The following is a 13,723-nucleotide window of genomic DNA, read 5'->3' as shown; positions in this document are numbered from 1 at the left end:
GATATGTACGCCAACAAGGACGCGCTCGTCGCGACACTCCAGGAGATCGAGGACGCAGGGCTTACCAAGCACGAGCGGGAGCTGTCCTCCCCGCAGTCGTCCAAGGTCGAGACCGGCGGCGCCGAGGCGCTCAACTTCTGCGCCAACAACTATCTCGGACTGGCCGACCACCCCGACGTGGTCGCCGCCGCCCGAGATGCGTTGGGCCAGTGGGGATTCGGTATGGCGAGCGTGCGCTTCATCTGCGGCACCCAGACGCAGCACCGGGATCTCGAGCGGCAGATCGCCGAGTTCACCGGCACGGAGGACGCGATCCTCTACTCGTCGTGCTTCGACGCCAACGGTGGCATCTTCGAGGTGCTCTTCGGTGCACAGGACGCGATCATCTCCGACGCGCTGAACCACGCGTCGCTGATCGACGGCATACGGCTGTCGAAGGCGAAGCGGTTCCGCTACCAGAACGCCGACATGACCGACCTGCGCGCGCAGCTCGAAGCGGCGAAGGCCGCCGGCGCGCGCCATACGGTCGTGGTGACCGACGGGGTCTTCTCGATGGACGGCTACTACGCACCGCTCGCCGAGATCTGTGATCTGGCAGAGGAATTCGGCGCCCTGGTGATGGTCGACGACTCGCACGCGGTCGGTTTCGTCGGTGAGGGTGGCCGCGGCACACCGGAGCACTGCGGCGTCATCGACCGTGTCGACATCGTCACCGGCACGCTCGGCAAGGCGCTCGGTGGCGCGTCCGGTGGCTATGTCGCCGCACACCAGGAGATCGTCGACCTGCTGCGGCAGCGGTCACGGCCCTACCTCTTCTCCAACGCCGTGGCACCGTCCGTGGTCGCGGGGTCCATGAAAGCGCTTGAGATCGCGGGCAACTCGCGAGAGCAGCGCGAGAAGCTCAACGCCAACACGGTGCTCTTCCGGACGATGATGGGCGAGGCCGGCTTCGAGGTGTTGCCCGGCAGCCACCCGATCACGCCGATCATGTTCGAGGGCGAGGACGGCGCACGCCAAGCGGCCCAGATCGCCGACGCGATGCTGCGACGCGGCGTCTACGTGATCGCGTTCTCCTACCCGGTGGTGCCGCAGGGCAAGGCGCGCATCCGCGTGCAGCTGTCGGCAGCGCACAGCGAGGACGACGTGCGGGCGTGCGTGAAGGCCTTCGAAGAGGCTCGCGCCGAAGTGCTCGGCTAGAGATACAGACCGGTGTTGCCGGTCTCGACACGCTGCGCGGCGACTGCGTGCAGGTCGCGCTCTCGTAGCAGCACGTAGTTGCGGCTCTGCAACTCGACCTCGGCACGGTCCTCGGGATCGAACAGCACCCGGTCGCCGACCTTCACCTGCCGCACGTGCTGACCGACCGCCACGACCTCGGCCCAGGCAAGACGTTTGCCGACCGAGGCGGTCGCCGGGATGACGATGCCACCGCCCGACTTGCGCTCGCCGCCATCACCGTCGACGGAGACGAGCACGCGGTCGTGCAGCATCTTGATGGGCAGGTTGCCCCCGGAGGGCTCAGCCACGCGCGCGGCGCAGGATGCCCAGTGTCAGCAGCACCGCGGCCACGCCACCGAGGGCGAAGCCGAGCTTCTGGGTGTTGAGCTCACCGTCGGGCGTGTGCGTGAAGCCGCCGACCTTGAGCTTGGCGCCTTCGACCTGGCGCTTGGCGAGCTCTTTGGGCTGTGCACGGAACGCCAATTCGTCGATCGTGCCGGTCAGGCGCTCGCGCGTCGCCGCGAGATCCGCCTCGATGTCCTTGGCGGAACGCGTGGCAGGTTTCGCGGGGGCCTTGTCAGCCATGGTTTCTCCTCGACTCGAAGTTCGTTCAATACACTCGCCGCCGCGTACGTCGGGCTCGCCTGAGACGATAACGGATATCGAATGACGTTCGCAGCGGCCCACACTTCTGTGTGGCGGCGAAGCACCCAGGAGGTTACAGATGGCTCGGCTCGAGATCGGCGACCAGGCACCGGCATTCACACTCACCTCGGACAGCGGGAAACAGGTCTCGCTCGCCGATTTCAGCGGCAAGCGCCTGGTGATCTTCTTCTATCCCGCAGCGATGACACCGGGCTGCACCAAGGAGGCGTGCGATTTCCGCGACTCGCTTGCCACCCTGCAGGGTGCGGGCTACGAAGTCATCGGCATCTCCCCGGACAAGCCGGAGAAGCTGGCGAAGTTCGTCGCCAAGGAGTCCCTGACCTACCCGTTGCTCGCCGACCCCGACAAGGCGGTACTCGAGGCCTACGGCGCGTATGGCGAGAAGAAGCTCTACGGCAAGACGGTCGTCGGCGTGATCCGCTCCACGATCGTGGTCGGCCCCGACGGCAAGGTCGAGCTGGCCCGCTACAACGTCAAGGCCACCGGACACGTGGCATCCCTCTCCAAGGCGCTGAAGCTCGTATGACGAGAGTCTCCCGCTGGGAACAGGGTCACCACGGCTACGGCGCCCGCTTCGCGCAGTTGCTCAAGGACGGCGTGGACATCACCGGTGAGGCACGACTCGCCGACACGCTGCTCCCCCGCTCCGGCAGGGTCCTCGACGCCGGCTGCGGCATGGGACGCATCGCCGCTGCCCTGGAGGAGGCCGGCCACGACGCGTATGGCGTGGACCTCGACGCCGAGCTGCTGGCGCAGGCCGGCAAGACCTATCCGGCACTGCCGGTAGCGCAGGTCCGACTGGAGGACGTCAGCCCGGATTCGCTTGCGGCTCAGGAATTTCCGTCGGCATACGACCTCATCGTGTGCGTCGGCAACGTCATGACGTTCCTCGCCGAGGACTCCGAGCGACCCGTCCTCGCGGCGCTGCGCACGGTGGTGACACCGGAAGGACGACTGCTCGTGGGCTTCCACCAGGGCGGTGGCTCCGGGCGGCGTAACTACCCGGCCGACGAGTTCATCGCCGACGCCGAGGCGGGCGGCTGGCAGCTCGAGTCGCGCTTCGCGACATACGACCTGCGGCCGGAGCCGGGCGAGGACATGTTCTTCGTCGGGATCTTCCGCGCCGCGTGAACGCGCCGCTCGGGCGACGTCATAGACTCCTCGTCCGAGCGGCCGTAGCCCAACTGGCAGGAGGCACGGGTTTTAGGTACCCGACAGTGTGAGTTCGAATCTCACCGGCCGCACCACATCTCAGTGAGTCGCGAGCAGTTCGTCCAACATCTGCGGCATGGCACCGACGCCGACCGACAGGTGTCCCTCGCCCTCCAGCAGGTGCGCGGTGGCACCCGGCACGTTCGCGGCGAGCCACTGACCGTGGGCGAACGGCACCATCAGGTCCGCGCTCCCCTGCCAGACGAACGTCGGCACCGTGATGGCCGCGAGGTCGAACCCCCACGGCACGGTGAACGCCAGGTCGTCGTCGGTCCAGCCGTCGACGCCGTTCTTCAGCGCCTCGCGGAAGTTCGCGGCCATCTCCTCGCCGGCCTCGTCGGTTATCTCCTTGCGGTCGACGTCGGGCAGCAGGGTGCTGAGCTCGCCGAGGATCGCCTCGGGTGTGGCTTCCTTCAGCTCCGCCCGCATGCCGTCCAGCATCGGCCGCAGATCGGCCTCGCCCTTGAGCGCAGCGCCGAACTCGTCGATGTTGCCCTCGCCCATGCCACCCAGGAAATCCAGGCCGTCCGCGTCGTATGGCGCGACCCCCGCGATGCTCAGCACCCCGGTGATGCGGTCGGGCAGCAGCGCACCGGTGGCGAGCGCGTGCGGGCCACCGCCCGACCAGCCGGCGGTCATCGCCTTCTCGACCCCGACGTGGTCCAGGATCGCGGTCACGTCGTCCGCGATGTCGGCCACGGTGCGCCCCGCTCGGCGCGACGAATCGCCATACCCTGCACGGGAATACGTGACCAGTCGGATGCCACGCTCAGTGGCCTGCTCGATCATCACCCGGCGTGGCAGCACCGACCCGGGTGTCCCGTGATGGAAGACGAGAACGGGGCCGTCGTCGGCTCCGTTCACTCGTATGTCGAGGGCACGTCCGTCCGGCAGCGAGATCGAAGTCATGACATCAGCGTGCCACGCGGGGTGCCCGCCCGCAGGCGGTCCCCGCGAAGTAGGTTCGTCGCCATGAGCCCGCGCGCTGCCGACGACTACACCGCTTCGCCGACCCTCGAATCGGTTGTCCTTCCCGTCCGCCTCGGGCAGGAGGACGAGTTCGAGCGGGCCTTCGCCGGCGCCATACCGATCATCAGCCGGCAGAAGGGTTTTCGCGATCTCCGGCTGACACGCTGTATCGAGCGGCCGAACGAATACCTGCTTCAGGTGCAGTGGGAGCAGCTCACCGACCACACCGTCGGATTCCGTGGGTCGGACGACTACCAGCTGTGGCGCGAAGCGCTGCACCGCTTCTACGACCCGGTGCCGACGGTCGATCACTTCGTCGAGGTGTTGCGCGGCTGACGTCCGAACCTGCCGTGCGTGGACCTCCCCGGTGTCGACACCCGCACGGGCAACTCTCGTCCGGCCGGACACCGGTCTCCCCCGTGTCGAGCCCGGTACGGGAAACTCTGCTCTCGCCGTACCGGACTCTCCACCGGGTCGAGTTGGACACAGCCGCGCGACACGAGCTCAGGCGACCCAGGGCGGCACCCCCGCCGACTCACCGTCGCCACGAGTCACCTCGCCGTCGCGGACCGTCACCACACCACTGAAACCCGTTGCACCTGCGGTGAACTGCCGCAGCTGACCCGAGGGGACCACGACGGTGTCGCCCGCCTCGAGTGGATACTCGACGCCGTCGACCAGCACACGCGCCGACCCCGCGGTGATCGACCAGAGCACCTCCCCCGCGAACGAATGCTCAGGGCCGCGTATGTCGGGCGGCATCTCGACCAGCCACAGGCTCGACCCCGCTCCACCGAGGGTCGGCGACGCCAGGGTGATCATGGTCGCGTTCGGAGTGGTGATTGTTCGCCGCTGTGCTGCACGCACGATCTGCATGGCATCTCCTATGATAGACAACATGGTTGACGATATAGACAACCCAGTTGACAATCAAGTCCCTGGCTGGCACCTGGCGCTCCTGCTGCTCGCCGGCTTCCGCGAGCTGGTCGACGAGACTCATCGCCGCCTCGCGGAGCAGGGTCACGCCGGCGCGCGCCCGACACACGGCTTCGCCCTGCAGGCGATCGGCGGTGGCGCGACCAACGCGGAGCTCGCCACCCGGCTCGGCGTCACTAAGCAGGCCGCCGCGAAGACGATCACCTCCCTGGAACGCGAGGGCTACGTCACGCGGACCAACGACACCATCGACGCGCGACGCGTCATCGTGCGTCCGACTGAGCGCGGCATCCAGTTCCTGAGCCTGTCGGCGACCGCCTTCGAACTCGCAGTCGCCGAGTGGCGCGCCCGGGTCGGGACCGACGCAGTCGACCAACTCGGCGCAACGTTGCGGGGCTTGGGTCTCACGACCGGGCGCTTCGACCTGGCTGCCTGGTCGGGCTGATCAGGCGGTGCGGAAAGACACCCAGACATCGTGCGGGACGTCGGAGTCGCCAGGAACCGCCCGCCGCTCGACCGTGTATCCGGCATCGAAGCTGCCCGCGACCGCGGGCCACAGCGCGACGGCAGCGGCGTTCGCGTCCTGGTAGGCCACGTCCCATCGGCCCGGGTACTCCCCGACGACGACCCGGGCGAGATCGAAGCCCAGACCAAATCGTCGAGCTCCCGACACCACGAAGAAACTGTTCAGCACGCGCACCGGCTCGTTGACAGCCCGGACCAGGGCAAGGCCACCCGGATGCTCACCGATCGTCAACATCCAGGCGTGCCAGTCTGATCGGGTCAGCGCGTATTCGAGCCACTCACTGCGGAAACTTCCGTCGGCGCAGGGTAATGATCCGACCACCCCGGACATGTCGTGCCGGTACATCAGCCACAGCCGCTGGAGAACTTCTCGATCATCAGCGCCCGCACGGCGTACACGGATCGGCGTCGGTAGACCGGAGCGGGGCGCGAGATCGATCACCGAGTGAGCTTCTCACCGAACGGTGATCGAGATCGAGTGATATCCGGTCGAACCGTTCGGCGCGGGCGGCGCGGGCTCCTCGATCTGGACGCCACCGTCGGCATCGATCGCACGCACGGTGAGCGTGTGGTGCCCGGGCTTCGCGTCCCACTGGTAGACCCACTGCCGCCATACGTCGGAGTTGCCGGCGGCACCCAGCCGGGCGTCCTGCCAGCCGCCGTCGTCGACCTTGACCTGGACCTTTGAGATCCCCACGTGCTGACGCCATGCCACACCGGCGACCGCGACGGTGCCTGCGTCGACCTTGGCACCGCTGCGTGGGACGTCGATGCGTGATGCGGTCTTCACCGGGCCGAGTGCCGACCAGCCACGCGGTGTCCAGTAGCCGGCATCCTGCTCGAACGTCGTCAGCTTCAGTTCACTGAGCCACTTCGTCGCAGAGACGTAGCCGTAGAGGCCGGGGACGACCAGCCGCACCGGGAAGCCGTGCTCGGCCGGCAGTGCCTCGCCGTTCATCGCGACCGCGATCAGGGCGTTGCGGTCGTCGGTCATCGCTTCCAAGGGAGTCCCGGCGGTGAATCCGTCGACGCTGCGCGACAGCACCATGTCGGCCCCCGGCTTGACGCCTGCCTGCTTCAGCAACTCACGGACCGGCCAACCCGTCCAGACAGCGTTGCCGTTAAGGTGCCCACCGACCTCGTTGGAGACACACATGAGGGTGACCATGGCCTCCTGCATCTGCTTGGAAAGCAAGGTGTCCCAGTCGATCTCGATCTCGTGCTCGACCATTCCGGTCACGCGCAAGCGCCACGACGCCGGGTCGACCTGGGGCACAACGAGCGCCGTGTCGATCCGATAGAAGTCACCGTTCGGGACGATGTACGGCGTCACACCCTTCACCCCCACCGACGCGCCGGGAGGCGGAGTGACCTTCCGTCGAACGTGCGGCATCACGAAGGAGTCACGTGCGGCCTGCACCGCGCGAGCGCCGTTCCCCCAGGCACGACCGACCGATCCGAGCAGCACGGCGACGCCGGCAGCTCCCGCTCCGAGCAGCACCGACCGGCGGTCGATCGAACGGGGCGCGTCGGCGCCGGCGTGGACCCGCAACACGTGTTCGCGCCACAGGTGCAGAGTGATCAGGCCGGCGGCCGCACCGACGAGCAACGGCGCCAGGTCCACGGCGCCTGCATGCGGCCTCGAGGTGACGGCCGCCGCCGCGACCATGATGAGAACGACGAACGTGGTCAATGCGGCCGTGAAGCGCCGCGGCAGCAACCACCCGATCAGCAGGCTGAGCAGGACCAGCACGACGGCGATCCCGCCGAGCAACACGTGTTTGTCGTTCGTGCCGAACGTGTCGATCGCGAAGGTCTTCAGCCACGCCGGCGTCCGGTCGATGAACGCGCCACCGACCGCGAGCACCGGGGACGGCGTGCCGTCGCTCCACCCCTGGCGGAGCAGGACACCGGCAAGGAACTCGGCGATGCCCACCGTGACGACGCCCGCGGCGAAACCACCGGCAGCGGCCAGCACCCCGTGGCGTGTCGTGGGCGACCCCGACGACCGGGAGTCCTGCGACGCTTCGACATGTTCGTGTAGCACGTCTCCATCGTCGCACCGGCGCCGCGGACGGCCTATTGTCCTAACAACTCCGTAATGTCCTGCCGCAGCGCGCGCAGCGCGTTGCCACGGTGTGAGATCGAGTTCTTCTCCTCCGCGCCGAGTTCGGCCAGGGAACGCCCATCGGGCAACTCGAAGATCGGGTCGTAGCCGAACCCGTTGTCCCCGCGCTGGTTCCGCGTGATCAGGCCGGGCAGCTCACCGATGCGCGAACGTTCCGTGCCGTCGGGAAGCGCAAGCACCACACAACACACGAACCGTGCCGTCAGCTTCTCGGCCGGCACGTCGCCGGTCTGCGCCAGCAGCAGGTCGATGTTCGCCTGGTCGGCGCCGTGAGTGCCGGACCAGCGGGCCGAGAAGACACCCGGGCAGCCGCCGAGCACGTCGACCGCGAGTCCCGAGTCATCTGCGATCGCAGGCAGTCCCGTGGCTTTCGCGACCGCATGAGCCTTCAACGAGGAGTTCTCCAGGAAAGTCACGCCCGTCTCCACGACGTCGTCGACGCCGTCGAAGGTCGCCACGGAGACGACCTCGACATCGGACAGCGCGGGCACCTCCGCGACCAGCTGGCGCATCTCGCGCAGCTTGCCCTCGTTGCGCGTCGCGAGGACGAGCTTGGTCACTTCGCGCGCTCCCGAGCGGGAGCCTCGAGGGCCTCCTGCTGCAGTGCCGTCAGATCGCCGATCCCCTTCTCGGCCAGGGCGAGCAACGCATCGAGCTCGTTCCGGTCGAAGGGCGCGCCCTCCGCGGTGCCCTGCACCTCGACGAAACCGCCCTCGCCGGTCATGACGACATTCATGTCGGTCTCGGCGGTCGAGTCCTCCGGGTAGTCCAGGTCCAGGACCGGCTGACCCTTGACGATGCCGACGCTCACCGCGGCGATGGAACCGGTCAGCGGCTGTGCCTTCGCCGCGATCAGGCCACGCTCGCGCGCGTCGGCCACGGCGTCGACCAGCGCGACATACGCACCGGTGATGGACGCGGTGCGGGTGCCGCCGTCGGCCTGCAGCACGTCGCAGTCGAGCACGATGGTGTTCTCGCCCAGTGCCTTGGTGTCGATGACGGCGCGCAGCGAACGACCGATCAGCCGCGAGATCTCATGCGTGCGTCCGCCGACCTTGCCCTTGCGCGACTCACGGCTGGAGCGGGTGTTGGTCGAGCGCGGCAGCATCTCGTACTCGGCGGTGACCCAGCCGGTCCCCTGTCCGGCCAGCCAGCGCGGGACGCCGGCGGTGAACGATGCCGCTACGAGCACGCGGGTCTTGCCGAACTCCACCAACACGCTGCCCTCGGCGTGGTCGAGCCAGTTGCGGGTGATGCGCACGTCGCGCAGTTGGTCGGGGGCTCGGCCGTCATGGCGGGTCACGTGATCAGTCATGCGTGCCAGCGTAGGAGGACGCCCCTCCCGTCTGATTGACCGGCATACCTTGTGATTGAGCGGCATATTGAATCGGGCGGAATCGATATGCCCCTCAATGCAGGGGTATGCCGCTCGATCAGTGGACGGCTCGGATCACTCGAGGCCGAGAATCGCCTTGCGCAGCAATGCATTCAACGCCACCAACTCCTTGGCACTCAGCGCTCCGAGCACCTCCTGCTCACGGCGCATCCCGGCGTGCACGTACTTGTCCCACGCTTCGCGCCCCGCCCGCGTCGGCCGGACGAGCACCCGGCGCCGGTTCGCGCTGTCGGTCTCACGAGTGATCATCCCCGACCGCTCCAGCCGATCCAGCCGACCTGTCATCGACGCCTTGGTGACGCCCACGGCCTCGGCCAGCTGCGTCGGCGTCGCCTCCGTGGGATAGGGCTGCACCATCAGATGATGCAGGGTGTCGTAGTCCTCCATCGTGAAGTCCTGCCCGGCGAACGCTGCCGCATCGCGCCGATTCTTCGCCCGCAGGATGAACTGCATGCGGGTCATCGCACCTTCGATCTCACCGTCGAAGGCCGGGTTGCCCTCCCACAGCGCAGCCCAGCGCGCCACGTGCAGGTCGATCGAGTCCTGGCCCTTCGTCATACCCCCGAGGTTAGTACGTCAACATATAATTCGTTGACGAACAGTTCGTCACCGAACTATTCTTGAATCCATGACCTCGGGCAACACTCATCGGCTCCCCAGCGACTTCCGGCTGGTCGCCGCAGGCCAGGGCCTGTCGTGGCTGGGCAACGCATTCCAGCCGATCGCGCTCTCCGTCGGCATCCTGTTGCACGGCGGATCGGTGGGCGAGCTCGGCTCCCTCATGGCCGTGCTCATGGTCAGCCGCACCATCTTCACGCTCGCCGGCGGCGTGTGGAGCGATCGGCTCTCGCCGCGCTCGGTGATGATCTGGTCGGACCTGGTGCGCGCGGTCGTCGCCGCCCTCACCGGGCTGGTCTTCGCGACCGGGTTCGCGTCGTTCGCGATGCTCGCGCCGCTGACCGTGGTCGCCGGAGCCGCGGGGGCCTTCTTCCAGCCGGCAATGCAGTCCCTGAAGCCCACCCTGGTGCGCGTCGACCAGCGCCAGCGCGGGAACGCCGTGCTGAGCGTGCTCCAGGGTGTCAGCTTGATCGTCGGTCCCGCACTCGCCGGCATCATCGTCGGATTCGCCGGCGCCCCAACGGGCTTCTTCATCAACGCCGCGACCTACCTCGCCTCGTGTGCAACTGTATGGCGGGTGCGCGCGGTCGTCATACGCGGTGACGATCGGGATAGCTTCGTCACCGACCTGCGCACCGGCTGGCGGGCGATGCGCGAACGCGACTGGTTGTTCGTCGGCGTCGTCGCAGCCGGGGTCTATCACGTCGCGAACGGCGTCCTCCTCGTGCTGGTTCAGGTCATCGCGTTGCGCGACCTCGGCGGCGCGCACGCGTTCGGCTTCATCGCGGCCGCAGAGGGTGCGGGCGGCCTGATCGGCAGCGCCATCGCCTTCCGGGTGAGCCCCAAATATCCGTTGCGCATCGGCTGGCTCACCTGCGCACTCATGCCGCTGTGGGCAGCGGGCTACGTCTGGCCCGGTCGGCTCGACACCGTGATCGTCACCGGCCTCATCGGGTATGCCGGGCTGATGTTCTTCAGCGTGATGTGGGAGACCGCGATCCAGGATCACGTTCCGCACCATCTGCTCGCCCGAGTGGCCTCCTGGGACATGCTCGTCTCGTTCGTCGGTATGCCGCTCGGCAGCGCCCTCGCCGGGCCGCTCGCAGCCTACTTCGGGATCAAGCCGGTGCTGCTCGGCTGTGCACCGGTCCTCGCCTGCTGCGCGCTCGCACCACTTGCCTGGCGAAGCAGCCGCGATCTGCGACGAACTGATCCGGAGCCGGAGACCGGGCCGGATCCCGCCGTCGTCGCTGCGGCGGACGCGCGCCATACCTAAGCTGTCCGTCATGGGACTCATGGACAAGCTCAGGGGCGAACTCGTCGACATCATCGAGTGGATCGACGACTCACACTCGGCACTGGCGTGGCGCTTCCCGCGCTACAACAACGAGATCAAGAACGGCGCGAAGCTGATCGTCCGCGAGGGACAGGAAGCCGTCTTCGTCCACACCGGCAAGCTGGCCGACCGGTTCGGCCCTGGTATGTACGAGCTCACCACCGAGAACCTCCCGCTGCTGGCGACCATGCAGGGCTGGCAGCACGGCTTCAACAGCCCGTTCCGCAGCGAGGTCTACTTCATCAACACCCGTCCGGTGACCGATTTCCGTTGGGGCACAGCCAATCCCGTGACCGTGCGGGATCCCGATTTCAAGATGGTGCAGCTGCGGGCCAATGGCCTGTGCATCGTGCGGGTGGTCGACCCGCACGATCTTCCTGCGGGAGGTCATCGGCACCGACAGCCGCGTCGACATCGACGAGATCGGTGAACTGCTGCGCCGGGTCATCACCCTCGCGTTCTCCGACATGATCATGGAGACCAAACTCGGCGTCATCGACCTGCAGGGCAAGCAGGTCGAGTTGTCCGGCAAGCTGCGCGACTTCGTCGCCGAGCGCGTCGACGACGAATACGGCCTGGGCATCGACTCGATCACCATGAACATCTCGCTGCCGGACGAGATCACCAACGCGATGACCCGCGGCGTCGCCAAGGGTGTCGAGGCTTCCGGCTGGACCGGCAACCTCGGCGACATGCAGCGCTACCAGCAGGCGATGGCCGCCGAAGCCATGACGACCGCGGCCGGCAATCCGGGTGGCGGCGCCATGGGCCAGATGATGGCCGCCGGCATGGGTGCGGCGATGGGCGCCCAGATGGCCGGCCAGACCGCCGGCTCGCTCGGCGGCGCACCGGCCGGCACTCCCCCGCCGCTGCCCGGCGGCAAGACCTTCTATCTGGCGGTCAACGGTCAGCAGCAGGGGCCGTTCACCGTCGATCAGCTGCGTGAGTCGGGCCAAGTGGCGCCACAGTCGCTGGTGTGGGCGGCCGGTATGCCGGCCTGGGCCGCCGCCGGCAAGGTGCCCGAGCTCGCGCCACTGTTCGCCCCCACCCCGCCACCGTTGCCGCCGACCGCTCCGCCGGCAACGCCACCCGCCCCGCCGGCCGAATGACGCGATGACCGACGACCGGCTGCCGCCGCTGCCACAACCTGTCAACCTGCCGCAGCCGCCCCCTCTCCCGCAACCGGCGCCGCTGCCCGATCCGGGTGCCCTGCAGGACCCGGCGCAGTTCCAGGTGTCGGAGGAAACCCGCACCTACCCGTGTCCGCAGTGCGGCGCCAACCTCTTCTATCACCCCGGTCACCATGAGCTGGTGTGCCGCTCGTGCGGACACCACGAGGCGCTCAGCGCACCCCGGGGCACCGTCACCAAACGCGATCTCGGGCAGGCCATGCAGCAACTCGCGGAGCGCGTCCGGGCCGGCGAGCGGGGTGGACCGCAATCGCTGACGCGCGAAGTCGTCTGCCAGAACTGCGGTGGCACAACGTCATTCGAGGGAACGCTGACCGCCACCAAATGCCCTTACTGCGCGACACCCATCCAGCGCAACGACCTACAGAAGGCACCCGAGCGTCTCCCCGTGGACGGCGTGCTCCCGTTCCAGATCGATCAGGACACCGCACACACCAAGATCCTCGAGTGGATCAACAGCCGGTGGTTCGCGCCGCGCGAGTTCAAGACCTACCGCGAGCTCGGGTCGTTCACCAGCATCTACCTGAGCTACTTCACGTATGACGCCCAGACCGTCACCGACTACACCGGCCAACGCGGTGATCACTACACCGTGACGGTCGGCAGCGGCGAGGACCGGCATACGGAGACGCGCACGCGATGGTGGCCCACCTCCGGCCGTGTCGGCAACGACTTCCGGGACGTTCTCGAGCCGGCCAACACCGGTCTGGATCACAAGAAGGTCGTCGAGCTCGAGCCGTGGCCGATTCCGTCGGCGCAGCCCTACTCCCCGCAGTATGTAGCCGGCCACCTCAGCCGCACCTACGACGAGGACGCGCAGCAGCGATTCGAGCACGGCGCGAGAGGTCAGATGGACAACGTCATCCGCTCGACCATCCGTCGGGACATCGGTGGCGACGAGCAGCAGATCGACCAGGTCCGCACCAGCTTCAACGCCCTGACCTTCGCCCAGCTGTTGCTGCCCGTGTGGTTGATGACAGTGACTTTCGAGGGCAAGCCGTTCCAGGTCTTCATCAACGGCGTCACCGGAGAGGTCCAGGGACGCCGGCCGTGGAGCAAGGTCAAGATCGCGTTCGCGGTGCTGCTGGCGATAATCGTTGTCGCGATCGTTGTGCTGGCTGTCAAGATGACCCGATGAATGCGACCGAGCTGCGAGACCTCCTGCGCGACGACCTGAAAACCGCTCTGCGGCAACGTGATCGGACTGCGATGTCAGCGTTGCGCTCGGCGCTGTCCGCGATCGACAACGCGGAGTCGGTGCCGACCGCCGCCAGTGCCGGCGCGATCGAGGACGCCTCTGTCGGTGTCGGCACGACGGAGACCGCTCGCCGCGAACTCACCCCTACGCAACTGCGGGACATCATGCGGAGCGAGGTGGACGAGCGTCACGCCGCCGCGGACGAGTGCGTAGCGGCCGCCCCGGACAGTGCGGAGCGCCTGCGTGCGGAGGCCGCGGTCATCGCGTCATACGCCGACTTGAACGGAGCCTGCGACTTCTGACAGGGGTCCAAGGGCCTCCACCGACGCCG

The 13,723-nt window shown here is 67.7% G+C and carries 19 protein-coding genes and 1 tRNA gene; 11 read left to right on the top strand and 9 right to left on the bottom strand.

All coding sequences use genetic code 11. The annotated features are described in order from the left end of the window. Window positions 1-3 precede the first annotated feature (3 nt). On the top strand, window positions 4-1,197 hold the full coding sequence (locus tag IEX71_RS01320) for a glycine C-acetyltransferase (protein ID WP_188835167.1): 1,194 nt from the start codon (window positions 4-6) through the stop codon (window positions 1,195-1,197). On the opposite strand, the gene IEX71_RS01315 is transcribed toward IEX71_RS01320, so the two are convergent. Both IEX71_RS01315 and IEX71_RS01310 read right to left on the bottom strand, forming a co-directional pair. Continuing rightward, window positions 1,194-1,490: a GroES family chaperonin gene (locus IEX71_RS01315; RefSeq protein ID WP_188835822.1), complete on the bottom strand. Its 297-nt coding sequence runs from the start codon at window positions 1,488-1,490 to the stop codon at window positions 1,194-1,196. The two genes, IEX71_RS01320 and IEX71_RS01315, sit on opposite strands and share 4 nt — an antisense overlap. Before the next feature lie 28 nt (window positions 1,491-1,518). After that, window positions 1,519-1,803, bottom strand: coding sequence for a DUF3618 domain-containing protein (locus IEX71_RS01310; RefSeq protein WP_188835166.1), 285 nt, complete (start codon window positions 1,801-1,803; stop codon window positions 1,519-1,521). A 139-nt stretch (window positions 1,804-1,942) separates the two neighbouring features. On the opposite strand from IEX71_RS01310, the gene bcp reads away from it, so the two are divergent. The 3 genes from bcp (at window position 1,943) to IEX71_RS01295 (ending at window position 3,131) form a co-directional block, all read left to right on the top strand. After that, window positions 1,943-2,410, top strand: a complete 468-nt coding sequence (gene bcp, locus IEX71_RS01305; RefSeq protein WP_188835165.1) for a thioredoxin-dependent thiol peroxidase — start codon at window positions 1,943-1,945, stop codon at window positions 2,408-2,410. Then, complete coding sequence (locus IEX71_RS01300; protein WP_188835164.1) at window positions 2,407-3,015, top strand: class I SAM-dependent DNA methyltransferase; 609 nt, start codon at window positions 2,407-2,409, stop codon at window positions 3,013-3,015. Before bcp ends, IEX71_RS01300 begins: the two co-directional genes overlap by 4 nt. A 38-nt stretch (window positions 3,016-3,053) precedes the next feature. Beyond that, window positions 3,054-3,131: transfer RNA gene (locus IEX71_RS01295), tRNA-Leu, on the top strand. A gap of 4 nt (window positions 3,132-3,135) precedes the next feature. On the opposite strand, the gene IEX71_RS01290 is transcribed toward IEX71_RS01295, so the two are convergent. After that, a complete protein-coding gene (locus tag IEX71_RS01290) occupies window positions 3,136-4,005 on the bottom strand; it encodes an alpha/beta fold hydrolase (RefSeq protein WP_188835163.1) in 870 nt (289 codons plus the stop codon). A gap of 63 nt (window positions 4,006-4,068) precedes the next feature. Here IEX71_RS01290 and IEX71_RS01285 point away from each other — a divergent pair, with 63 nt between their 5' ends. Further along, window positions 4,069-4,401 carry an antibiotic biosynthesis monooxygenase family protein gene (locus IEX71_RS01285; protein ID WP_188835162.1) on the top strand — a complete coding sequence of 111 codons (333 nt, stop codon included), beginning with the start codon at window positions 4,069-4,071 and terminating at the stop codon, window positions 4,399-4,401. A gap of 168 nt (window positions 4,402-4,569) precedes the next feature. On the opposite strand, the gene IEX71_RS01280 is transcribed toward IEX71_RS01285, so the two are convergent. Beyond that, window positions 4,570-4,941 carry a cupin domain-containing protein gene (locus IEX71_RS01280; RefSeq protein ID WP_188835161.1) on the bottom strand — a complete coding sequence of 124 codons (372 nt, stop codon included), beginning with the start codon at window positions 4,939-4,941 and terminating at the stop codon, window positions 4,570-4,572. Between the two features lie 22 nt (window positions 4,942-4,963). Between IEX71_RS01280 and IEX71_RS01275 the strand changes: the two genes are divergently transcribed. After that, window positions 4,964-5,446 carry a MarR family winged helix-turn-helix transcriptional regulator gene (locus tag IEX71_RS01275; protein ID WP_188835160.1) on the top strand — a complete coding sequence of 161 codons (483 nt, stop codon included), beginning with the start codon at window positions 4,964-4,966 and terminating at the stop codon, window positions 5,444-5,446. Here the strand turns inward: IEX71_RS01275 and IEX71_RS01270 are convergent, their stop codons facing one another. From IEX71_RS01270 to IEX71_RS01250, 5 genes are all read right to left on the bottom strand, one after another. Beyond that, window positions 5,447-5,968 (bottom strand): GNAT family N-acetyltransferase, encoded by a 522-nt coding sequence (locus IEX71_RS01270; RefSeq protein WP_229749367.1) that lies wholly within the window; start codon window positions 5,966-5,968, stop codon window positions 5,447-5,449. 12 nt (window positions 5,969-5,980) lie between these two features. Then, a complete protein-coding gene (locus IEX71_RS01265; RefSeq protein WP_229749366.1) occupies window positions 5,981-7,573 on the bottom strand; it encodes a molybdopterin-dependent oxidoreductase in 1,593 nt (530 codons plus the stop codon). 32 nt (window positions 7,574-7,605) lie between these two features. Continuing rightward, complete coding sequence (gene rdgB / locus IEX71_RS01260) at window positions 7,606-8,214, bottom strand: RdgB/HAM1 family non-canonical purine NTP pyrophosphatase (protein ID WP_188835159.1); 609 nt, start codon at window positions 8,212-8,214, stop codon at window positions 7,606-7,608. Beyond that, window positions 8,211-8,969, bottom strand: a complete 759-nt coding sequence (gene rph / locus IEX71_RS01255) for a ribonuclease PH (RefSeq protein ID WP_188835158.1) — start codon at window positions 8,967-8,969, stop codon at window positions 8,211-8,213. The genes rdgB and rph overlap by 4 nt, the downstream gene beginning before the upstream one ends. A 135-nt stretch (window positions 8,970-9,104) precedes the next feature. Further along, window positions 9,105-9,608: a MarR family winged helix-turn-helix transcriptional regulator gene (locus tag IEX71_RS01250; protein WP_188835157.1), complete on the bottom strand. Its 504-nt coding sequence runs from the start codon at window positions 9,606-9,608 to the stop codon at window positions 9,105-9,107. 70 nt (window positions 9,609-9,678) lie between these two features. On the opposite strand from IEX71_RS01250, the gene IEX71_RS01245 reads away from it, so the two are divergent. The 5 genes from IEX71_RS01245 to IEX71_RS01230 are packed head-to-tail and all read left to right on the top strand — an operon-like array spanning window position 9,679 to window position 13,694. After that, complete coding sequence (locus IEX71_RS01245) at window positions 9,679-10,944, top strand: MFS transporter (protein ID WP_188835156.1); 1,266 nt, start codon at window positions 9,679-9,681, stop codon at window positions 10,942-10,944. Window positions 10,945-10,954: 10 nt separating this feature from the next. Beyond that, window positions 10,955-11,434 carry an SPFH domain-containing protein gene (locus IEX71_RS22345; RefSeq protein ID WP_229749365.1) on the top strand — a complete coding sequence of 160 codons (480 nt, stop codon included), beginning with the start codon at window positions 10,955-10,957 and terminating at the stop codon, window positions 11,432-11,434. Beyond that, on the top strand, window positions 11,340-12,113 hold the full coding sequence (locus IEX71_RS01240; RefSeq protein WP_229749364.1) for an SPFH domain-containing protein: 774 nt from the start codon (window positions 11,340-11,342) through the stop codon (window positions 12,111-12,113). Before IEX71_RS22345 ends, IEX71_RS01240 begins: the two co-directional genes overlap by 95 nt. Window positions 12,114-12,117: 4 nt before the next feature. Further along, a complete protein-coding gene (locus IEX71_RS01235; RefSeq protein WP_188835155.1) occupies window positions 12,118-13,332 on the top strand; it encodes a TFIIB-type zinc ribbon-containing protein in 1,215 nt (404 codons plus the stop codon). Further along, window positions 13,329-13,694 (top strand): GatB/YqeY domain-containing protein, encoded by a 366-nt coding sequence (locus IEX71_RS01230; protein WP_229749363.1) that lies wholly within the window; start codon window positions 13,329-13,331, stop codon window positions 13,692-13,694. The genes IEX71_RS01235 and IEX71_RS01230 overlap by 4 nt, the downstream gene beginning before the upstream one ends. The last annotated feature ends 29 nt before the right edge of the window (window positions 13,695-13,723 follow it).

Origin of the sequence: Flexivirga endophytica (assembly GCF_014640635.1) — a bacterium.
In the GTDB taxonomy this organism is placed as follows: domain Bacteria; phylum Actinomycetota; class Actinomycetes; order Actinomycetales; family Dermatophilaceae; genus Flexivirga; species Flexivirga endophytica.
The sequence above is the reverse complement of the archived record's forward strand: the minus strand, read 5'-3'. Positions and strand labels throughout refer to the sequence as shown.